The organism is Microbacterium sp. Leaf320, from assembly GCF_001423485.1.
GTDB lineage: Bacteria > Actinomycetota > Actinomycetes > Actinomycetales > Microbacteriaceae > Microbacterium.
Map to the genome: position 1 here is coordinate 389760 of NZ_LMOD01000001.1, position 20436 is coordinate 410195.

At 69.4% G+C, this 20436-nt stretch carries 16 protein-coding genes; 8 read left to right on the top strand and 8 right to left on the bottom strand.

Annotated elements, in window-relative coordinates:
- Positions 1-3: 3 nt before the first annotated feature.
- Both ASF63_RS01855 and ASF63_RS01860 read left to right on the top strand, forming a co-directional pair.
- A complete protein-coding gene (locus ASF63_RS01855) occupies positions 4-741 on the top strand; it encodes a metallophosphoesterase family protein (protein WP_056508835.1) in 738 nt (245 codons plus the stop codon).
- The gene (locus ASF63_RS01860; protein WP_056508836.1) at positions 738-1151 is read left to right on the top strand and encodes a VOC family protein; all 414 of its coding nucleotides are present in this window, start codon (positions 738-740) and stop codon (positions 1149-1151) included. The genes ASF63_RS01855 and ASF63_RS01860 overlap by 4 nt, the downstream gene beginning before the upstream one ends.
- On the opposite strand, the gene ASF63_RS01865 is transcribed toward ASF63_RS01860, so the two are convergent.
- The 3 genes from ASF63_RS01865 to ASF63_RS01875 are packed head-to-tail and all read right to left on the bottom strand — an operon-like array spanning position 1137 to position 4527.
- A complete protein-coding gene (locus ASF63_RS01865; protein WP_056508837.1) occupies positions 1137-2030 on the bottom strand; it encodes an aminoglycoside phosphotransferase family protein in 894 nt (297 codons plus the stop codon). The genes ASF63_RS01860 and ASF63_RS01865 overlap by 15 nt on opposite strands.
- A 9-nt stretch (positions 2031-2039) precedes the next feature.
- Positions 2040-3461 (bottom strand): aminopeptidase P family protein, encoded by a 1422-nt coding sequence (locus ASF63_RS01870; protein ID WP_056508839.1) that lies wholly within the window; start codon positions 3459-3461, stop codon positions 2040-2042.
- A gap of 37 nt (positions 3462-3498) precedes the next feature.
- Positions 3499-4527, bottom strand: a complete 1029-nt coding sequence (locus ASF63_RS01875) for an endonuclease/exonuclease/phosphatase family protein (protein ID WP_056508841.1) — start codon at positions 4525-4527, stop codon at positions 3499-3501.
- Positions 4528-4614: 87 nt separating this feature from the next.
- Between ASF63_RS01875 and ASF63_RS01880 the strand changes: the two genes are divergently transcribed.
- The gene (locus ASF63_RS01880) at positions 4615-5490 is read left to right on the top strand and encodes a PHP domain-containing protein (RefSeq protein ID WP_056508843.1); all 876 of its coding nucleotides are present in this window, start codon (positions 4615-4617) and stop codon (positions 5488-5490) included.
- Positions 5491-5591: 101 nt separating this feature from the next.
- Here ASF63_RS01880 and ASF63_RS01885 read toward each other — a convergent pair whose 3' ends face one another.
- Positions 5592-7115 carry a DEAD/DEAH box helicase gene (locus ASF63_RS01885; RefSeq protein ID WP_056508844.1) on the bottom strand — a complete coding sequence of 508 codons (1524 nt, stop codon included), beginning with the start codon at positions 7113-7115 and terminating at the stop codon, positions 5592-5594.
- 168 nt (positions 7116-7283) lie between these two features.
- On the opposite strand from ASF63_RS01885, the gene ASF63_RS01890 reads away from it, so the two are divergent.
- Positions 7284-7997: a ferritin-like fold-containing protein gene (locus tag ASF63_RS01890; protein WP_056508846.1), complete on the top strand. Its 714-nt coding sequence runs from the start codon at positions 7284-7286 to the stop codon at positions 7995-7997.
- Here ASF63_RS01890 and ASF63_RS01895 read toward each other — a convergent pair.
- From ASF63_RS01895 to ASF63_RS01905, 3 genes are read right to left on the bottom strand one after another with little or no spacing between them, the layout of a single operon-like run.
- Positions 7994-8470 (bottom strand): hypothetical protein, encoded by a 477-nt coding sequence (locus tag ASF63_RS01895; protein ID WP_056508850.1) that lies wholly within the window; start codon positions 8468-8470, stop codon positions 7994-7996. The two genes, ASF63_RS01890 and ASF63_RS01895, sit on opposite strands and share 4 nt — an antisense overlap.
- 39 nt (positions 8471-8509) lie before the next feature.
- Complete coding sequence (locus ASF63_RS01900; RefSeq protein WP_056508852.1) at positions 8510-8797, bottom strand: hypothetical protein; 288 nt, start codon at positions 8795-8797, stop codon at positions 8510-8512.
- 7 nt (positions 8798-8804) lie between these two features.
- A complete protein-coding gene (locus ASF63_RS01905) occupies positions 8805-9029 on the bottom strand; it encodes a DUF3107 domain-containing protein (protein ID WP_056308584.1) in 225 nt (74 codons plus the stop codon).
- 185 nt (positions 9030-9214) lie between these two features.
- On the opposite strand from ASF63_RS01905, the gene ASF63_RS01910 reads away from it, so the two are divergent.
- Both ASF63_RS01910 and ASF63_RS01915 read left to right on the top strand, forming a co-directional pair.
- A complete protein-coding gene (locus tag ASF63_RS01910; RefSeq protein ID WP_056508855.1) occupies positions 9215-12448 on the top strand; it encodes an ATP-dependent helicase in 3234 nt (1077 codons plus the stop codon).
- On the top strand, positions 12445-15891 hold the full coding sequence (locus ASF63_RS01915; RefSeq protein WP_056508860.1) for an ATP-dependent DNA helicase: 3447 nt from the start codon (positions 12445-12447) through the stop codon (positions 15889-15891). Before ASF63_RS01910 ends, ASF63_RS01915 begins: the two co-directional genes overlap by 4 nt.
- On the opposite strand, the gene ASF63_RS01920 is transcribed toward ASF63_RS01915, so the two are convergent.
- Positions 15837-17204, bottom strand: coding sequence for a phosphotransferase (locus tag ASF63_RS01920; protein WP_235560664.1), 1368 nt, complete (start codon positions 17202-17204; stop codon positions 15837-15839). The two genes, ASF63_RS01915 and ASF63_RS01920, sit on opposite strands and share 55 nt — an antisense overlap.
- Before the next feature lie 64 nt (positions 17205-17268).
- Here ASF63_RS01920 and nudC point away from each other — a divergent pair, with 64 nt between their 5' ends.
- Positions 17269-18165, top strand: a complete 897-nt coding sequence (gene nudC, locus ASF63_RS01925) for an NAD(+) diphosphatase (protein ID WP_056508864.1) — start codon at positions 17269-17271, stop codon at positions 18163-18165.
- Positions 18162-19883 (top strand): ATP-dependent helicase, encoded by a 1722-nt coding sequence (locus ASF63_RS01930; protein ID WP_056508865.1) that lies wholly within the window; start codon positions 18162-18164, stop codon positions 19881-19883. The genes nudC and ASF63_RS01930 overlap by 4 nt, the downstream gene beginning before the upstream one ends.
- The last annotated feature ends 553 nt before the right edge of the window (positions 19884-20436 follow it).

Here is a 20436-nt window from a genome sequence, read left to right on the forward strand (position 1 = left end):
AGGGTGAGCCTCGAACGAATCGCCCTGATCTCGGATGTGCACGGCAACCTGACCGCTCTCGAGGCGGTGCTCGCCGACATCGCGCGTCGCGGGATCACCCGCATCGTCAATCTCGGCGACACAGCGGGCAAGGGCCCGCGAGGAGAGGATGCGGTGCAGCGCTGCCGCGCCGTGTGCGAGCTTAACGTCCGTGGCAACTGGGACGACTTCCTCCCCACGATCCCCGACGACGGACCGCTCGAGATGCTCTGGTGGCGCGACGAGCTGTCGCCGTCGAGCAGGGAATGGCTCGCGGCGCTTCCGCTGAGCACCGATCTCGAGCTCAGCGGTCGTCGGATCCGACTGTTCCATGCATCGGCGCAGAGCCCTCATGTCAGGGTGCACTTCCACCACACGCCCGAGCAGTTCTCCGCGATGTTCGAGGCGACCGAGATGACGGGTGATGGCCCGGTTCCCGACGTCGTGGGCTATGCCGACATCCACGACGCCTACATCGAATCGAATGACGGACGCACGCTGTTCAACGTCGGCAGCGTCGGGAACCCGCTCGACACTCCGGTTCCGTCGTACGTGATCCTCGAAGGCGGGCCGTCGTCTGACGATCCCTTCGGTGTGCAGTTCGTGCGGGTGCCGTACGACGTCGAGTCGGAGATCGCGGTGGCCGAGTCGCTCGACATGCCCACCGCCGATGTCTGGTCGGTGGAACTCCGCACCGCCGTGTACCGGGGGCGGCAGTCATGAAGGGGCTGCATCACGTCGAGATCTGGGTGCCCGACATCGATGAGGCAGTGCGCAGCTGGGGGTGGCTGCTCGCGCGACTGGGCCTCGAACTCACGGGCGAGTGGTCGGACGGCCGCACGTGGGATTCCGGGAGTGCCTATGTGACGCTCACGACCTCACCGAACCTCACGTCTGCCGCACATGACCGGCGTCGCGCGGGTGTGAACCACCTGGCCTTCTGGGGCGGGACCCGCGAGGAGGTCGATGCCGTGCTGGCGGACGCAGAGGCACACGGGTGGCGTCCGCTGTACCAGGAGAGGTATCCGCACGCCGGCGGACCGGACCACTACGCGGGGTGGGTGGAGAACGCGCAGGGGTTCAAGGTCGAGATCGTCGCGGAGTCACACGCCGAGGCATCACCCGAGGGATGAGAGATCGGTGTCGTCGAGCAGTCGGTGCATGGTCGACAGCCCGAGGTCGCTCATGGCGGGGTTGGAGTCCTCGTAGTACCAGCCGAGCCCCATCGCCTGCTGCAGCGCCCAGGCCGCACCCCGCATCCACTCGACGTCTCCCGAGCCCAGCTGGTCTCGGACGACCCGGCGACGAGGGGCGTCGAACAGGTGCCAGGCGGCGACGAGGTCGAGCGCAGGATCCGCCGCTCCGAAGCCGCCTCCGTCGAGCACGCCGACCAGGCGATCGTCCGAGACCAGGAGGTTGAACGGTGTGAGGTCCCGATGGCTCATGACATCGGGGCCTGAGGAAGGGAGTGAGCGCAGAGAATCCCACAGGGTCCGCACGCGAGCAGCATCGAGCAGGTGCCCGCTCCGCTCGACGCACAGAGCGATCCACTCGTCGTGGTCGGTGAGGACGCCGCCGCGACCGTGCCCGTCGAAGACGCGTCCGCGCACATCCGTCGCTCGGAGAGATGCGATCAGCCCGGCGACGTCGAACGCCAGCGAATCGGATGTCGCGTGGCGATCGTGGCCCGCCGTCTCTCCGGGCACCCAGCTCTGCACCGACCACGCCGACGGATAGTCCGAGGATGCCGTGCCGATGCCGACAGGCCGGGGCGCCGCCACCGGGCACGCCGCGGCGAACTCCGACATCGCGTCGGCCTCGGCGGTCAGCGCCGCCTCGGTCTCTCCGGTGAGCGGGAATCGCGCCGCGAGATCGCCGCCGATGCGGAGGATCGCGTTCACCGTCCCCGCTGTGGGGACGCGCCGCAGCGGCATCAGGGCGAACTCGGGAAACCGCCGGGCGATCAGACGCCCGGCGGTATCGTCGGTGAGCTCGAGCTCGCCCTCATGCATCGGGCAGATTCAGCCCTGGACCCGAGCGATCCACGCCTCGACCTCGTCGGCCGTACGGGGGATGTCTGCCGACAGGTTGACCGGGTCGTCCTTCGTCATCAGGATGTCGTCCTCGATGCGCACTCCGATGCCGCGGTACTCTGCGGGCACGGTGAGGTCGTCGATCTGGAAGTAGAGGCCGGGTTCGATGGTGAAGACCATGCCGGGGGCCAGGATGCCGTCGTAGTACATCTCACGGCGAGCCTGAGCGCAGTCGTGGACGTCGATGCCGAGGTGGTGCGATGTGCCGTGCACCATGTAGCGGCGGTGCTGCCCTCCGGCGTCACCGTCGAGGGCCTCCTGAGCCGTCACAGGGAGCAGCCCCCATTCGGCGACACGTGCAGCGATCACCCGCATGGCCGCCTCGTGCACCTCGCGGAAGCGCACCCCGACCCGTGCCGCGGCGAAGGCCGCGTCCGCAGCCTCGCGCACGGTCTCGTAGACCCGGCGCTGGACCTCGGTGAACGTGCCGGAGACCGGCAGAGTGCGCGTGATGTCGGCGGTGTAGAGGCTGTCGGCCTCGACGCCCGCGTCGACGAGGATCAGGTCCCCGGGGGCGACGGTGCCGTCGTTGCGCGTCCAGTGCAGGTAGCACGCGTGAGGGCCGGAGGCGGCGATCGTGTCGTAGCCCTCGCCGTTGCCGTCTTCGCGGGCGCGGCGGTGGAACACGCCCTCGACGACGCGCTCGCCGCGTGCGTGCGCGATCGCCTCGGGAAGCGAGCGGATCACGTCCTCGAAGCCCTGAGCGGTGATGTCGACCGCGCGGCGCATCTCGGCGATCTCGAATTCGTCCTTGACCAGACGCAGCTCCGAGACGAAGCGGGTGAGATCGTCGTCCTCGTCGAGAACCAGTTCGCCGTCGACGGCTGCGAACCGGTCGAGGTGCTGGGTTTCGACCGCGAGGTCGGCGGCGACCCCTGCGAGCGAGGGGCGGGGACCGATCCAGAACTCGCCGACCGTGGCGTCCGCATAGAACTCGGTCGTCGTGCGGTCTGCCCGCTCGCGGAAGTAGAGGGTGACGTCGTGACCGGCGTCGGTGGGGTCGAAGACGAGGATCGAATCGGGCTCGGAATCCGAGGCCCACCCGGTGAGGTGCGCGAACGCCGAATGCGCGCGGTACGGGTAGTCGGTGTCGTTGCTGCGCTGCTTCAGCGAACCGGCGGGGATGACGAGTCGCTTGCCGGGGAACGCGGCCGAGACGGCCGCGCGGCGGGTCGCCGCGTAAGAGGCCTGTGCGCGAGGTGCGGGGATCGATTCGGGGCGCTCCGCCCAACCGGTCGAGATCGTGTCGAGGAAGCCGCGGGGGAAGGGCTGCTTGCGGTTCGTCGTCGTCGCCTCGACGGGGGTCTCTGTGGTGGGCTCTGCGATCGTGTCGCGCTCTGCGGTGCTCATCCCTCCAGTCTGTCACCTGCGCGACGGTCGCGGGATGTCAGCCCGCGGGCTCGAGCTGCACCACGAGACCGCGGTGATCGCTGCCGGCGGCGCTGTCGATGACGACGGACCCGGTGGCGGTCCAGCTCGGCGACGCCATCACATGGTCGATGGGAGTGCTGAGCAGGGCCGGGAGCGAGCTCGGCCAGGTTCCGCTGTAGCCGTTCCCGGTGCGGGTCGCGGCATCTCGGCAATACCCCATGTCGCCGCCGTCGACGCCGAGGCCCGCCATGTGGTCGATCGTCGCGTTGAAGTCGCCGGCGAGGATGAAGTTCCCCTCGGGGCACTGATCGGCGATCCAGCGCAGATCGCTCTGCCACTGCGCCATGTCCTCCATGCGGGGAGCGACCGCGTGCACGGCGACGATCGCGGGGCCGCCGGCGTTGCCGCCGACCGGCATCAGCACGACGCTCGGCACGGAACCCGTGTTGCTGGTGCCGTCCTCCGAGGACTCGATGACCGAGTACTCGCCGAGATCGGGGGAGACGAGGACTGTCGTATGCCAGGACTTCGGGCCGTCGACGACATCCGGCTTGAACTGCACGTGGTGCACCCACATCGGGTGGTCCTGCTCACGTAGCAGCACCGCGATCTGCTCGCCGACCTCCTCGGTCGTCTCCGGGAGCGCGACGATGTCGGCGCCGCGATCGAGGATCTGCTTCGCGATCTCATCGGCAGTGACCTCGTCGCCGGCCGTGTTCCACGTGAGAACGCGGATGCTGGAGTCCGTCGCGGCAGGAAGGGTGTCTCCACCGAACCCGCGCTGGAGTCCGATGGCGCCGGTCGCGCCGGCGCCGAGCAGAGCGACGATCAGGACGGATGCGGCGAAGCCGCGCAGCGGCCTGGCGAGGAGGAGCAGCAGGGCGAGAGCTGCGACGACGAGGAACGCGGCGAGCACGACCCCACGGGCCGCCACGACCTGCGCGAACGGATACGTCTGCTCGAGATGGAAGAACTGCGGCCACACCAGCACAGCCGTCGCGATCGCGAACAGCACGGTGACGAGGATCCCCAGTAGTCGAAACATCCCATCCAGCCTAGAAGGCGTCTCTGTGAAGTCCCTGCCGCGACGGGCTGCGCGTCCGGTATAGCCCGTCGTCGGTACGCTCGGAGGATGGCCACCGCTCGTTCCCCTCGCTTCGCAGGTCCCGCCGACCTGCACATGCACTCCAACCAGTCCGACGGCACCGAGTCGCCGGCTGAGGTGGTGCGCCAGGCGCAGAGGTTCGGGGTGCGCACGATGGCACTGACCGATCATGATCGGACGACCGGGTGGGATGAAGCGGCGGCGACCACTGCCGAACTCGGAATGACGTTCATCCCCGGCATGGAGCTGTCCGCGAAGCACGAGTGGCGCAGCGTCCACGTGCTCGGGTACCTCTTCGACCCGCTCGACGAATCACTCAGGGCCGAGACCGACCGGATCCGCGGTGACCGGATCGGGCGTGCCGAGCGGATCGTCCGCAGCATCGGGCGTGACTACGACCTCAGCTGGGAAGACGTCCTCGCGCAGACCACCCTGGATGCGACCGTCGGCCGCCCGCACATCGCCGATGCCCTGGTCGCGCGCGGGATCGTCAGAGACCGCACGGAGGCCTTCGACGGCATCCTGCACCCGCGCGAGGGCTACTACGAGCCTCACTACGCTCCCGACCCGCTCACGGCGGTGCGTCTGATCACGGATGCCGGGGGAGTCGCGATCATCGCGCACCCCGTCACGGTCGGACGCGATCGGATGATGCCGGTGCCGTTCATCGAGAAGCTGATCGCCGCGGGCCTCGGTGGCTTCGAGATCGATCACCGTGAGAACACCGAATCCGGCAAGAGGACGTTGCGCGCGATCGTCGAGAAGCATGATCTCATCGTGACCGGCTCGAGCGACTACCACGGCACGGGCAAACCCAACCTGCCGGGGGAGAACACGACATCGGACGAGATGGTGGCCCGGCTCATCGAACGGGCGACGGGTACTGCGCCGCGCTACGCCTGATCACGAAGGGCGCAGTGCCGCGGTCTCGGGGAGACGACAGAGGGGGCGGACACCGCTGATGCGGCATCCGCCCCCTCTGGGGTCGATCAGATCGCGATCTGTCAGGCTCCGACGACCGGGGCTGCACCCGCGCCGCCCGAGCCGCCGCGGCGACGGCGACGACGACGTGCCGGGGCGGGCTTGCCGTCGTGGTGCTCCTTGCCTGCGCCGTCGTGGGTGCCGGCGCCTTCGGCGCTGCGGTCACCCGACGGAGCGGACTGCGAGTCGCCGGACGCCGAGTCGGTGGTGCCCTCTGCGAACGTAGAACCCACCGGGTTCGAGCCTCCGCGGCGGCGGCGACGACGACGGGTGCCGCCCTCTTCCGTTCCTTCGGCGGCGGCGTCCGCTGCGCGCTCCGGCCGAGGCGCGCGCTCGGTCTTCACCGACTGCGTCTTCGGGGCCGAGACGAGGCGGCCCTTGGTGCCGGCCGGGATGTCGAGGTCCTCGAAGAGGTGCGGGCTCGACGAGTAGGTCTCTACGGGCTCGGGCTGGCCGAATTCGAGGGCGCGGTTGATGAGCGCCCACTTGTGCAGGTCCTCCCAGTCGACGAAGGTCACGGCGATGCCGGTCTTGCCCGCGCGGCCGGTACGACCGGCACGGTGCAGGTACGTCTTGTCCTCGTCAGGGATGGTGTGGTTGATCACGTGCGTGACGTCGTCGACGTCGATGCCTCGTGCGGCGACATCGGTCGCGACGAGTACATCGCGCTTACCGGCCTTGAAGGCGGCCATCGAGCGCTCGCGCTGATCCTGGCCCATGTCGCCATGGACGCCGCCGACGTTGAAGCCGCGGTCGCCGAGCTCGTCGACGAGACGCTGCGCCGCACGCTTGGTGCGGGTGAAGATCACGGTCTTGCCGCGGCCCTCGGCCTGCAGGATGCGGGCGATGATCTCGTCCTTGTCGAGCGAGTGGGCGCGGTAGACGAGGTGCTTGATGTTGGCCTGCGTGAGGCCCTCGTCGGGGTCGTTGGCCCGGATGTGGATCGGGTTCGACATGAATCGGCGAGCGAGCGCGACGATCGGGCCGGGCATGGTCGCCGAGAAGAGCTGCGTGTGCCGCACGGCGGGGACGCGCTGGAAGATCTTCTCGATGTCGGCCAGGAAGCCGAGGTCGAGCATCTTGTCGGCCTCGTCGAGCACGACCTCGGTCGCGTTCGAGAGGTCGAGCAGGCGCTGGCCCGCGAGGTCGATGAGGCGACCGGGCGTGCCGACGACGATCTGCGCTCCGGCCTTGAGCTGGTCGATCTGACCCTCATAGGCCTTGCCGCCGTAGATCGCGACGACGCTGGTCGAGCGGTTGCTGGTGAGCAGGTCGATGTCCTCGTACACCTGCACCGCGAGTTCGCGAGTGGGAACCACGATCAGCGCCTTGACGCCGTGCTCGGGGTTCAGACCCAGTCGCTGCACGACGGGGATGCCGAAGCCGAAGGTCTTTCCGGTTCCGGTCTTGGCCTGGCCGATGATGTCCTGGCCGGGAAGGCCGAGAGGGATGGTCTGCTCCTGGATCGGGAATGCGTCGACGATGCCCTTGGAGGCGAGTGCGTCGACGATGTCCTGATCGATTCCGAGATCAGCGAAGGTTGTCAATGTTCAGATGCCTGTCCGGCGACCTGCGAGGATCGCCATGTTTCACGGATCCACGCCGTCTCATGTGCCACAGGCGCGGGCCCCGCTCCGACGGCGGGGACAGCACAAGCCTACCCGAGGGGGTGGTCGCGCCCGGAAGTACCGCGTCTCCCGAGTATTGTGAACCCCGTGGTGAACTGGTTCTGGAAGCGTAGGACGCCCCGGCGCACGATGACGTTGCGCAGTCGCGGGGAGCAGAGCGCATCGACGCGCGTCGACTTCGCCGAACTCGCCCCTGAGCTCACCCGGTTTCTCGGACAGGCGGCGTATCTGCAGCTCGGCTACTTCGAGACGCTGACACGACTGATCAGAGCGACTCCGGAGCTGTCCGAGAAGGAGTCGCTGTCCCGTGCCGCCGGCGCGGCACTGACGAAGCACAGGGCGATCGTCGATCTGATCGCCGAGCGCGGGGACGACCCCACGCAGCTGATGCTCCCGTTCCGAGAGAACCTCGATGCCTTCCGCCGTAAGACGATCGGCGCACGCCCGCGCGAGACCCTCCTGGCCGTCTACATCACGGCGGGCATGCTCGACGACTTCTACTTCGCGCTCGCATCGAGCTATGGGGAGACGGGCGAACGGGTGGCGGAGATCCTCAGCGAGGACGATGCTCGTCACGAGATCGTCGCCATCATCCAGGAGACGATCGACGGTGACGGCGAGTGGCGCTCGCTGCTCTCGATGTGGGCTCGTCGCCTGGTCGGCGACACGATCCTCGTCTGTCGTTCGGCTCTGCGTCAGCCCGAGCTCGCCGCCATGAGCGAGGACCGCGTCGAGCTGGTCTACACCGAGCTCATGGGCGCCCATGCCCGCCGCATGGATGCGATGGGCCTGGCCTCCTAGACCGCGACCGCCTGCGCGCGCATCCGCTCGAGGCGCCGCGTCAGCCGCCAGGCGATCACAGCCGGGATCGCTCCGATCACGCCGAACGAGATGTCGATCAGCTGCCATCCGAGTGGAATGCCGCGGATGCTGCCGGCGATGAGGGCGAGCGGGACGATCCCGATACAGGCGATCACCCCGAACTGGATCACCCAGATGTTGCGCACCGGATCGACCAGCGGGCCGATGAACACGACGGCGATCACCAGGTGCGCGAAGGCGAGCCAGTCCGTGCCGTAGGCGATGAACGGGTACCGTGCGTCCACATCGGTCAGAGCATCCGCGACACGGTCGACCCAGCCGACGGCATCAGGGAACCAGGCTGCGGCGGGAGTGTCGTGCAGGAGAGTCGACGCGAAGCCGAGCTCGAGGCGCAGCGGAAAGGCCGTGACGCCGCTCACGACGAGGCCGATCATGAGCACGACGATGCTCACGCGGATCCACCGCAGAGTACGACGCTCGTCCACGAGCGGTCAGATGCCGAGTGCGGCCTTGGCCGTGGCGTCGGACCTGCGGCGGAGAGCCACGATCGCGACGGTCAGCGCAGCAGCCACCGCGACCGAGCCCAGAACGCTGGCGAGCCAGAGCCAGACGCTGTCCTCGCCGACACCCAGCCACTGCAGCCCGGTGTAGACGACAGCGGCCAGAGCCGTGGCGATCGCGGGCGTCAGTGCGACTCCGCGCAGTTCTCGGCCACCGATCATGAAGTGGGCGGCGATGCCGAGCGCGCACGCCCCGATGAGTGCGAGAAGGATGTACATCGCGGTGTCAGGCGAAGAAGCCGACGCGACGGGACTCCTCGGTGCCCAGCTCGATGTACGCGAGGTTCGCGGTCGGAACCAGGTACGAGTTCCCCTTGACATCGGAGAAGTTCAGGTGCGAGGTGTTCTGCTCGAGGGCCGAGGCGACCTGCGTGCGGACCTCGTCCGCGCTCGATGCGGTCTCGAAGCTGAGCTCGCGGCCGGTGTTGATGATGCCGATGCGGATTTCCACGCGTACTCCTGTTTTCCAGTCGACGATGCTGTGGTCGAGTCGACCGCGGAGGTCGACGACTGCGCCCAACTCTACCGGGCGGCGACGCCCTCGGATCGGCCGAGTGGCCGGTTTCGCCGTGAGCGCACAGCACGTGCGGCACCGCCCGGCCGATGATGTCCGTGCGCCCCAGTAGCGTGGAGGACATGACAGAGGATGCCGCGCAGAACGCCGTGATCGGCGCTGACGTCACAGCATCCGGAGTCATCATCGGCGCACCGGGAACGGGTAAGACCCGCACCCTCACCGAGCGCGTCGTGCATCTGCTCGACTCCCGCGGGGTCCGTCCCGAAGAGCTCCTCGTGCTCACGCCCAGCAGGCAGGCCGCGACGGCTCTGCGTGACCGGATCGGCGTGCGGATCGGGCAGGCGACTCCCGGCCCGCTCGCTCGCTCCCTCGGGTCGTTCGCCTTCCAGGTCGTTCGTGGAGCGATGGTCCGTGCCGGAGCCGAACCTCCGGCGCTGCTGACCGGGGCCGATCAGGATCGCATCATCGCCGAGCTTCTCGCGGGCGACGCCGAAGACGAGCGCATCGCCTGGCCCGACGCACTCAGCCCGTCGGTCCGTGCCTCGAAGGGGTTCCGGTCCGAGCTCCGGGCCTTCCTCGCGGAGTGCGTCGAGCTCGGCGCGAAGCCGTCGGAGCTCCGTGCGGCCGGCGACCCGGCGTGGGCCGCCGTGGCCGACTTCTTCGTCGAGTATCGGGCGGTTCTCGATCTGGCGCGATCCGCGCATCGGGACGCCGCCGACCTGCTCGCCGAGGCCAGTGCGATCCTGCGCACGGCGGATGCAGCGGCCCTCGGCCCGCTCGGCCTCCTCAGAGCCGTTCTGATCGACGACGCTCAGGAACTCACCCGGGGCGGCATCGCGGTGGTCGAGGCCCTCCGAGCGCGCGGGATCGCCGTTCTCGCGTTCGGCGATCCCGACATCTCGTCCGGGGCATTCCGCGGGGCGAGCCCTGAGCTGTTCGCCCGCCTCGCGACCGAGCTCGGCGAGGTGCATGTGCTCGACGGTCCTCATCGGCAGGCCGCAGCACTCACCGCACTGACGCGGACGGTCACGCAGGCGATCGGCGTATCCGGTCGTGTCGATCATCGACGTGCCCCGCTCCCTGCCAATGCTGAGGAGCGGGGAGCGACAGCCGCCGTCAGCACCTTCGTGGCGCCGTCGCCGCATGAGGAGCTCGATCGCATCGCGGGCGTGATGCGCGAGTGGCACCTGACGCACGATGTCCCGTGGGATCGCATGGCGGTCATCGCGCACGATACGCGCCAGGTGACCCAGCTCGAGACGGAGCTGGCGGCCCGTGAGATCCCGACGCGTGCCGCCGGAGTGCAGCGCCCGCTCGGCAGCGAGTCGATCGTCCGCGACATCGTCGGCATCGTGAGGCTGGCCCTCACCGCACCTGACGAGCGCTCCTCACAGGATTGGGAGGAGTCGCTGCGCACTCCGTTCGGCGGGCTGGATGCCATCGGGCTGCGGCGTCTTCGGGCACGCCTGCGCCACATCGAGCTCGAGCACGGCGGTTCCACGCCCGCCCGAGAGCTGCTGCGTCAGGCGCTGACCTCGCCCGCGCATCTCGACCTGATCGACGCGCAGGAGTCCCGCAGGGCCTCGCGCTTCGCGCAGACGGTCGCCGAGGTGGCCGATGGGGCCGCAGCGGGCGAGACGATCCACGACCTCCTCTGGCGGGTCTGGGATCAGTCCCGTGCGGTCGACGGCCGCAAGCTGCAGGTCGCCTGGCGGGAGATGTCGCTGCAGGCGAGCGGGTCGGAGACGGCGAGGGCGCTCGACGCCCTCGTATCGCTGTTCGGTGCCGCGAAGCGGTTCGTCGAGCGGACCCCGAACGAGAAGCCGGAGGTGTTCGTCCGGGACATCCTCGACAGCGAGGTGCCGGAGGACTCCCTCTCAAGTCCCGACCGACCGGGACGGGTGACGCTGCTCACGCCCGCGACGGCTCTCGGCACGGAGTTCGATGCGGTGGTGGTCGCGGGGGTTCAGGACGGCGTCTGGCCCAATGTGCGGCTCCGCGGAGGAATGCTGCAGACCTGGCGGCTCGCCGACGCGCTGCTCTCGTCCCGCACCGGAACAGCCGAGAAGACGCCCGATGTGCTCGATCGACGCCGAGGTGCGCTGCACGACGAGCTGCGCCTCTTCGTGCGAGCGATCTCGCGGGCACGTCGACGACTCCTGATCACCGCCGTCGACGACGACGATATGACCCCGAGCCCGTTCTTCGCATTCCTGCCCGTGCCCGATCCGCCCGAGATGCATGCATCGGCCGAGCATCCCCTCACTCTGCGCGGCCTCGTCGCCCGCCACCGTCGCGTGCTGACATCGTCGACCTCCGCGCCCGCGCGAGAGCATGCGGCCTCCCAGCTGGCAGTGCTCGCGAACGAGCGCGTGCCTGGCGCGAATCCTGCCGAATGGTACGGCGTGACACCGCCGTCGACCGATGCGCCCCTGCATGATCTGACGGTCGAGGCAGCGCGGGTGTCGCCCTCGCGGATGGAGTCCTTCGAGGAGTGTGAGCTGAACTGGGCCGTATCCGCGCTAGGGGGCGACAGCGTGATGCCGCCCTCTGCAGGGATCGGAACGATCATCCACGAGGCGATGGAGCAGGTGCCCGACGGCGAGCTGGAGCGCCTGCGCGACGTCCTCGCCGAACATTGGCCCGAGCTCGATTTCGAGACGGCGTGGATCGGGCGGAAGGAGCGCCGTCGGGCGGATCTCTACATCGATCGGCTGCACAGCTACCTCTCGGACGTCGCGGCCGAGGGCGGCCGGGTGATCGCCGGTGAGGTCGAGTTCCGCTTCGCTGTCGACGTCCCCGAGGAGGCCGCTGGGGTGCCCACCGCGCGAGCGGTGAGCACCGCGGGGGTATCCCACCCCCACGAAGCGATCGTGCATGGCTTCATCGACAGAGTCGAGGCGTACGCGCCCGGCGGAGGCGAGCATGCGAAGGCCCGAGGGCAGAAGTGGACCCGCATGGCAGACGCACAGAACGGAGAGCGCGTCGTGGTGGTCGATCTGAAGACGGGCAAGTACGAGCCCGAGAGCGAGCAGAAGGTCGCAGACCACGCCCAACTCGCGGCCTACCAGGTGGCCGTGCAGGAAGGACTCATCGACGGCGCGGACCCGGCGGCGCTCGCCGGAGCGCGCCTCGTCCTGGTGGCGAAGACCCTCGCAGGCAGCGACTTCCGCGTCGCGCACCAGCACACTCTCGCCGGAGATGAACGGGTGCATTTCCTCGGCCGGATCGCGGAGGCCGCTCGCGGCATGTCGGCGTCGAGCTTCACCGCGCACGTCGAATCGCACTGCGCGGACACGCAGTGGCGTGTCCAGCCGTGCCGTATCCATACCGTCGCAGCGGTGAGCGCATGACCGCCTGGGCAGGCGTGGGAAACGGCATCTCCGCCCTCGACGTCGCGGCAGCGCTCGGGCTCCCCGCGCCGACCGAGGCGCAGCAGCGCGTGATCGAATCACCACCCGCGCCCGCGCTCGTCGTCGCAGGCGCGGGGAGCGGCAAGACCGAGACCATGTCCGGTCGTGTCGTCTGGCTCGTGGCGAACGGACATGTGCGGCGCGATGAGATCCTCGGACTGACCTTCACCCGCAAGGCCGCCGGCGAGCTCGCGGAGCGGATCGGCATCCGGCTCGCGCTCATCGACGAGTACGGCAGGCGCGGGCTCCTGCCGCACCTGCCGGAGATCGTGGCGAGCGGCGCGCTCGATCGCGTGTCCAGAGCGTCGAACGTCCGTCAGCGGGAGGTCGTCAGATCGCAGGTGCTCGACGAGCTCGCAGAACGCTACGGAACCGCGGGAGACGTGACCCCGCCCGCGGTCGAGGAGCTGCTGATCCGCCCCAAGGTCTCGACGTACAACGCGTTCGCGGACGGCATCGTGCGGGAGCACGCGGCACGCATCGGTCGTGACTCCGACGTCGCCATGCTGAGCCAGGCGGCGTCGTGGATGCTGGCGCGGGACATCGTTCTCCGCGCCGACCTGCCGGAGCTGGAGGAGATCGACCGATCGGTGGCCGGCGTGGTCGACGCGGTCCAGCGGCTGGCCGGTGACTCGCTCGATCACCGAGCGGACCTCGATCGTGCGGATCGGATCGCGCTGCGTCAGGCAGAGGCCTTCGACCCGTATCGGAGCAACGCGGACGTCTCGACCGTCGCGGCGAACCTGCGCGCCCTTCCCGCGCTCTCGGTCCTGGTGCGCGAATACATCGCCGAGAAGGAGCGCCGCGGAGTCCTGGACTTCGCCGATCAGGTCAGCGGCGCCTACGACATCGTCGAGTCATCGCCCGATGTGCGCGACGAACTGCGACAGCAGCATCGGGTGGTGCTGCTGGACGAGTACCAGGACACCTCCGTGATCCAGACGCAGTTCCTGGCCCGGCTCTTCCGCGACTCCGCCGTGATGGCAGTGGGTGACCCGCACCAGTCGATCTACGGATGGCGAGGTGCCAGTGCAGACAACCTGCACGCCTTCGCGCGGACCTTCTCCGAGAAGGAGACGGTCGGGAACTACAGCCTGATGACGAGCTGGCGCAACGACCGGAGCATCCTCGGGATCGCGAATCGGGTCCTCGGTCCGCTGCGCCGATCGGGATTGGACGTGCCACCGCTCGAGGCTCGCGCCGGCGCGGGTGAGGGTGCGGTGGAGATCCGGTTCCCGCTCACGGTAGACGATGAGGCGCGTGAGGTCGCCGAGTGGTTCGCAGCGCGTCGCGCGGCGCACGGCGATGCTGCCAAGCCGCACACCGGAGCGATTCTGTTCCGATCGAAGCGACACATGCAGACGTTCGCCGCGGCGCTCGCCGCGCAGGGGATCCCGCACCGGATTCTCGGGCTCGGCGGACTTCTCGCGACACCCGAGGTCGTCGACGTCGTCTCGACGCTGCGGGTGCTGCACGACCCCACCGCCGGCTCTGCGCTGATCCGCCTCCTCGTCGGACCTCGATTCGCGGTGGGCGTCGCCGACATGGCCGCCCTGCAGGAGCTCGCTGCCGAGCTGTCCCGACGCGACAGCGGACTGCTGCCGCTCGATGATGAGCTCCGGCAGCGCATTCGCGCGTCACGCGGTGCCGACGAGGCGCTCTCGATCGTCGACGCCGTCGACGTGCTCCGCGGTCTCAGCGACGATTACCGCCTTCTGGCACGGATCACTCCCGAGGGGCGGGCCCGCATACGCGCGGCGGGGGAGATGCTCGAACGCCTCCGTCGAGCCTCGTCGCTTCCGCTTCCCGACGTCCTGCGGCTCATCGAGCTCGAGCTGCGTCTCGACATCGAGCTCGCCGCGAATGAGACGAGGGGCCCCGCGCGTATCGCGGCGACGCAGCTGCGGGCGTTCACCGACGAGGTGCGGACCTTCCTCGCAGCCGACGAGCGGGGGACCATCTCCAGCCTCCTGGCCTGGCTCGACAAGGCCGAGAGCACCGACGAGCTGGTGCCGCGACCGGAGCCACCCGAGCCCGGTGTGGTCCAGCTGCTCACTATCCACGGATCCAAGGGCCTCGAATGGGATGCCGTCGCTGTCGTCCGCATGGTCGAGGGCGAACTCCCGTCGCGTCCGACCGACACCGCGGGGTGGTTCGGCTTCGGGGTGCTGCCGTTCGCTCTGCGCGGTGACAGCGCGGCGCTGCCGACCTTCACCTGGATCCCACCCTCCGACGAGGAGCTCGACCCGGCCAAGCGGCTGAAGGCCGGGATCGCATCGCTCACGAGCCGTAGCAAGACGGCGCCGGGCGCGCTCACGGTGTTCAAGGATTCCTATCGGGACTATCAGCAGGAAGAGGAGCGACGGCTCGCCTACGTCGCCGTCACCCGGGCGCGCAGCGACCTGCTCCTGACCGGCGCCCACTGGGCGGGGCAGAAGCAGCCGAAAGCACCGAGTCCGTACCTGATCGAGGCGATCGAGGCCACCGGTGCTCGGACGATCGACGATGTCGACCCTGAGATCAATCCCTACGACGGCCCCGGCGCGACCCTCTCCTGGCCCATCGATCCGCTCGGCGCTCGTCGAGCAGTGGTCGAGAAGGCCGCAGAATCCGTTCGTGCGGCGTCCGAGAGCGACCCGGTGGCCTCTCCCGAGTTGACGCGGCTGCTCGCCGAACGGGCGGCGCGGCTGCGGGGGACGGACGCACCGCCTCCCACGCGCGTGCCCGCCTCTCGCTTCAAGGACTACGTCACGGACTTCGGTGGCACGCTCTCATCGATAGTGCGACCGATGCCCGAACGCCCCTACCGCCAGACCCGCCTGGGCACGCTGTTCCACGCATGGGTGGAGCGGCGCAGCGAACTCGTGGGGGTCGGGCATCGCGTCGATGAGGCGCTCTGGGAGATCGATGAGGACGATCCCGCGTTCGGAGCGGAGGGCAGCGGTGCGGAGCTCTCCCCGGCTGACGCCGAGGATCTCGGCGGTCTCCAGCAGATCTTCGAGCGCAGCGAATGGGGCGGTCTGAAGCCGATCGCGGTCGAGATCGAGATCGACTTCGCCCTGGGCGGAGGCACGAGTTCGGGCGACGGTCACATCGTCATCTGCAAGCTCGATGCGGTCTACCGGCGAGAAGACCGAGGCGGTCGTATCGAGATCGTCGACTGGAAGACGGGTAAGGCCCCCGGCACGGCGCAGGAGCGAGAAGAGCGGATGCTCCAGCTCGCGCTCTACCGACTCGCGTATCACCGCCGCTTCGGAGTGCCGCTCGATGACATCGACGTCGCGCTGTACTACGTCGCGGACGACCTCGTCATCCGAGGTGACCGTGTCTACTCGGAGTCGGAGCTCTTCCAGCGCTGGAGCGCCGCCCGCGCGGCGCGCTGAGCCTCGTCTTCCGGTGAGCCGGCGTCGGTCGTTCCCGCGCGCTGCGAGCCGCGATCCCGGTCACGGTCGTCGTCGCGGCGTCCATCCGTCGCACGGTCGGCTGACGCACGGTCGGCTGACGCGCGGTCGTCGGAGACCGCCGAGCGCACCGAAGTGAGATCCTCCGTCTCGAGCCCGCCCACCTGCAGGCGATGAGCGGCATCCGCGGCGGCGTCACTGAGATCGCTCGTGCTGTCGCCGTCGGCATCCTCTTCGCGCCACAGCTCATTGGGGTTGTATGCGTCGGTCTGCATCGACGTGTCGACGCCCGAGAGCGTGCTCGCCGGAACGCGGTCGAGAGCGTCCAGGGCGGAATCGACTCCTTCGCTGCGCGAGGCGATGACTCCCAGGTCATCGTCGTGCAGTCCGTCGGCGAGTGCCTCGAGCAGAGCTGCGGCGTCATCGACGATGTCGGGTCGGCGCAGCGAATCGCCGTGCACCAGCCAGCGCGCGAACTCGAGCTCCGCGAGCAGCCGGGCACGCACCTCGAGTGCAGGGTCGGGAACGCGGTCCGCGGCACGCGCATAGGACGCATGCACGTCGGCAGATGCGTCCGGGGCCGCGGAGAGCCAGGAGAGATCGACCGCAGGGTCGCCGACGGACAGCGAGTGCCATCCGATGACCCCCGTGACCTCCGGCCCGAGTTCGGGGTCGTCGCGGAAGATGAAGGACGTGGCCTGCACCCCGCCCAGCACGACGGTGGACTCGAAACGCCAGAGGTCGTCGTCGGCGACGGCCTCACGCCATCGCACGGTGAGCCTGGCTGGCACGCGTCCGGTCGATGCGGCGGAATCCACGAGTCGGGCGAGTTCGTCGCGGCTCTCCTCGGCCGACCGCGTGATCAGACCTGCGCCGCGGACGACCGACGTGGGGAGGGAATGCACGGCGGCGATCGCCGCACCCATCGACTCTGCGGCGCCGCGGCCGCCCGGCACCATCGCCGCCTCGATCTGGAATCCGGGCAGGAGTTCGGTCACCAGCGCGCGCGCGTCTCCCAGCCGAGTCTCGCCGATGTACTCGGGAGCCCGGAACGGGAGCATCGCCCGCGCTCCGGCCGTGAGGGCGCGCAGGGCGAGTGCCTCGCCGGCGAGCTCACGGGCGGTCTCGTCGTCGTCGGCCACCCGGATCGCGAGTTCGCGTCCGTCGGCGAGCGAAGCCACCGCGGAGTCGAAGCGGCCGTCGCCGTCGGCGCTGAGGATGCGGGCTCCGGTGACCTCCGCGCCGGGCAGTGCGGCAGTCACCGCCGCGGCTAGAGTGAATGGAGAGCGTCCCATACCCCCAGGGTAGGTGGACGCGGGGGCGGTCCCGCTTCCGCCACGCCCGTGAGAGAGGGAGCCGATGACCGCGAAGAACACGTCCCTCGACCGAGCCGCCGACCTCAGGACCGAGCCGGGAGTAATCGACCGGCTCCGCTCAGACGAGACCACACGGGTCATCGCCGTGCGTGACGGGCGGGTGCGCATCGCCGGGGGCGACCTCGACGCGGCCACCCTGCTCAGGGTGTCGCCGTCCGAGACCACGGACGCCACGTGGGCGCTTCTCGGACGCGACGCCCATGGTGTCGCAGTCCTGCTCGCCGTGCTGCCGCCCGAAGGCGACACCGTCGACACGACCCCGGACGAGACCTGGCTCGGGCTCCGCGACCTCGGCGCGCGTCTGAGCGCCGAAGACACCGAGCTCCTCATCGAAGCGCTGGCTCTCGGTGGCTGGCTGCGCGACGCGCCGTTCTGTCCTGCCTGCGGCGGAGCGACCGAGCTTCGCCAGGCCGGATGGTCCAGGCACTGTCTCGTCTGCGGGCGCGAGCACTTCCCGCGCACTGACCCGGCCGTGATCGTGGCGGTCGAGAGCTCCGACGGCGAGCGACTGCTGCTCGGTGCGAACGCGAACTGGGGAGGGCGGATGTACTCCTGCTTCGCGGGTTTCACCGAGGCGGGGGAGTCCCTCGAGTCCACGGTCCACCGCGAGCTCGAGGAGGAATCCGGAGTCCGTCTGGCGTCCCTCCGGTACGTGTCGTCGCAGCCGTGGCCCTTCCCGCGGTCGCTGATGCTCGGCTTCCGCGCGGTGGCCGTCGACGACCACGAGCTGCGTCCGGACGGTGAGGAGATCATCGACGTGCGCTGGTTCACCCGAGACGAGATCGGGTCCGCCCTCGCCGGAGACGGTCCCGTCGGCCTGCCGGGCCCGGCATCCATCGCCCGCGCCCTCATCGCGTCGTGGTTCGAGGAGCGCGCGTGAGCGCGCTCGAAGCCCTCGACGATCGACAGCGCGAAGCGGCATCCGTCCTCCGCGGACCCGTCGCCGTTCTTGCCGGCGCCGGCACCGGCAAGACCAGGGTGATCACCCACCGCATCGCGCACGGCGTGGACACCGGTGCGTACTCGCCGTCGCGCGTCATGGCGGTGACCTTCACGGCCAAGGCCGCGGGTGAACTCCGTGGCCGCCTGCGCGCGCTCGGTGTCGAGGGCGTCGCCGCGCGCACCTTCCATGCTGCGGCACTCGCGCAGCTGAACTTCTTCTGGCCGACTCTCGCCGGTTCCCCTGCACCGTCGATCATCGACAACAAGGTGCGGATGCTCGGTCAGGCCGCCGACGCGATGCGTCTGCGTCCGAGCACCGCCACTCTCCGGGACATCGCCTCAGAGATCGAATGGCGCAAGGTCTCGATGCTCTCGGTCGAGCAGCACGCGTCACTCGGCCGTTCCATGAGCGGAATCGACACGGAGCAGCTCATGGAGCTCCAGCAGCGCTACGAATCCCTCAAGGATGAGCGTCGTCAGCTCGACTTCGAGGACGTGCTGCTGGCGTGCGCAGGCATGCTCGAGGCGGAACCGCGGGTCGCCGCGTCCGTGCACGAGCAGTACCGCCACTTCACGGTCGATGAGTACCAGGACGTCTCGCCGCTGCAGAACCGACTGCTCGAGCTCTGGCTCGGTGATCGCAAAGACATCTGCGTCGTCGGCGACGCGAGCCAGACCATCTACTCGTTCGCCGGTGCCGAGCAGCGCTTCCTGCTCGAGTTCGAACGACGCCATCCGGATGCGACGGTGGTGCGACTCGAGACCAACTACCGCTCGCAGGCGCCGATCCTCGAAGCGGCCAACGCCCTCATGAAGGGGCGGCCGGGGGCGCTCGAACTCGTCCCCGCGCGCGAGACCTTCAACGCGGACTCGCCCACGGTGACCGCCTATGACACCGAGCGGGACGAGGCGGAGGGCATCGCCGCCGCAGTATCGGCGCGGATCGAAGCCGGAGCGTCGCCCGCAGACATCGCACTGCTGTACCGCGCCCATGCGCAGTCCGCCGTGCTGCAGCAGGCGCTTGCCGCCGAGGGCATCGCGACATCGGTGCTGGGCGGCACCCGGTTCTTCGCCATGCCGGAGGTGCGTCAGGCGATCCTCGCGCTGCGGGCCGCCGCCGTGGCGCCGACCGAGCACGGATTCCTCCCCGGTGTGCAGCGGGTGCTGCGGGAACTCGGACTCACCGATGAGCCACCGGAAGCCGGCGGAGCCCAGCGCGACGGCTGGGAGGCGAGACGGGCGATCCTCCGGCTGGCGGAGGACGCAGGTCCCGACGAGAACCTCCGCACCTTCAGCGATGCCCTCATGGCGCGCGCCAAAGACCAGCACGAGCCCACGATGCGCACCGTGACCCTGTCGACGCTTCATGCGGCCAAAGGTCTCGAGTGGCCGCACGTGTACCTCGCGGGGTGGGCGGAGGGTGCGCTGCCGATCTCGTACGCCACCGGCTTCGAGGCGATCGATGAAGAGCGCCGTCTCGCCTACGTGGGTGTCACGCGCGCCGCGCGTACGCTCTCGCTGTCGTGGTCTCGCTCAGCGGGACGGGGGGAGCGGGCGCCGTCGAGGTTCCTGGCAGAGATAGGAACGACTGCTCGCGGCACCGGCATTCTTCGTGAAACGTCACTGAACGCCACGCGCGCAGACCGTCGCCGCTGACCTCCACGAAGGATCCGGGTGGCGTCGTCGTCGCGAGCAGACGTGCGACCAGGGTCGCAGCCTCCGCGATCCGGGCCACGCTGATCGGACCGGATTCCCTGCCGATGAGCTGCGCGTGCATCCGTGGCCATGCTGAGTCGCGGTCGCGCTCGTGCTCATCCCGACACGTCAGACAGGGAGAGCCGCCGGGCATGATCAGAGGCCCGATCGTCGTTCGACCGCGCTCCAGCGACACGGGCAGATGGGCGATGTCCTCGCGGAGGTAGCGCGCGAAGTGGAGGGCCGCAGCAGCCCCCTCGACGAGCACGACACCGATGTCTGCCGGTTCCTCTCGCACACCTGAGGCCACCCCCTCGTCCAGCAGCGCGTCGCGCATCCGGTACTCGCAGCGTCCGTCGAGGACGTCGATGCTCTCGATCCAGGCCGCGCGGGGTGCGGCGGAGTCCTCGACGAGCAGCGGCTCGAGGCGGGCCAGGAGCATCCGTGCTTCAGCGCGGGGAGCACCCGACGCGTGTGCGATGACGTCGAAGGCCGAGCGTCGGAACCCTGCGGC

Coding starts and splice junctions, on each gene's coding strand:
- ASF63_RS01900 (WP_056508852.1), bottom strand. CDS start 8,797: ATGTACATCCTTCTCGCACTCATCGGGGCGTGCGCGCTCGGCATCGCC.
- ASF63_RS01860 (WP_056508836.1), top strand. CDS start 738: ATGAAGGGGCTGCATCACGTCGAGATCTGGGTGCCCGACATCGATGAG.
- nudC (WP_056508864.1), top strand. CDS start 17,269: ATGACCGCGAAGAACACGTCCCTCGACCGAGCCGCCGACCTCAGGACC.
- ASF63_RS01915 (WP_056508860.1), top strand. CDS start 12,445: ATGACCGCCTGGGCAGGCGTGGGAAACGGCATCTCCGCCCTCGACGTC.
- ASF63_RS01870 (WP_056508839.1), bottom strand. CDS start 3,461: ATGAGCACCGCAGAGCGCGACACGATCGCAGAGCCCACCACAGAGACC.
- ASF63_RS01910 (WP_056508855.1), top strand. CDS start 9,215: ATGACAGAGGATGCCGCGCAGAACGCCGTGATCGGCGCTGACGTCACA.
- ASF63_RS01865 (WP_056508837.1), bottom strand. CDS start 2,030: ATGCATGAGGGCGAGCTCGAGCTCACCGACGATACCGCCGGGCGTCTG.
- ASF63_RS01875 (WP_056508841.1), bottom strand. CDS start 4,527: ATGTTTCGACTACTGGGGATCCTCGTCACCGTGCTGTTCGCGATCGCG.
- ASF63_RS01920 (WP_235560664.1), bottom strand. CDS start 17,204: ATGGGACGCTCTCCATTCACTCTAGCCGCGGCGGTGACTGCCGCACTG.
- ASF63_RS01880 (WP_056508843.1), top strand. CDS start 4,615: ATGGCCACCGCTCGTTCCCCTCGCTTCGCAGGTCCCGCCGACCTGCAC.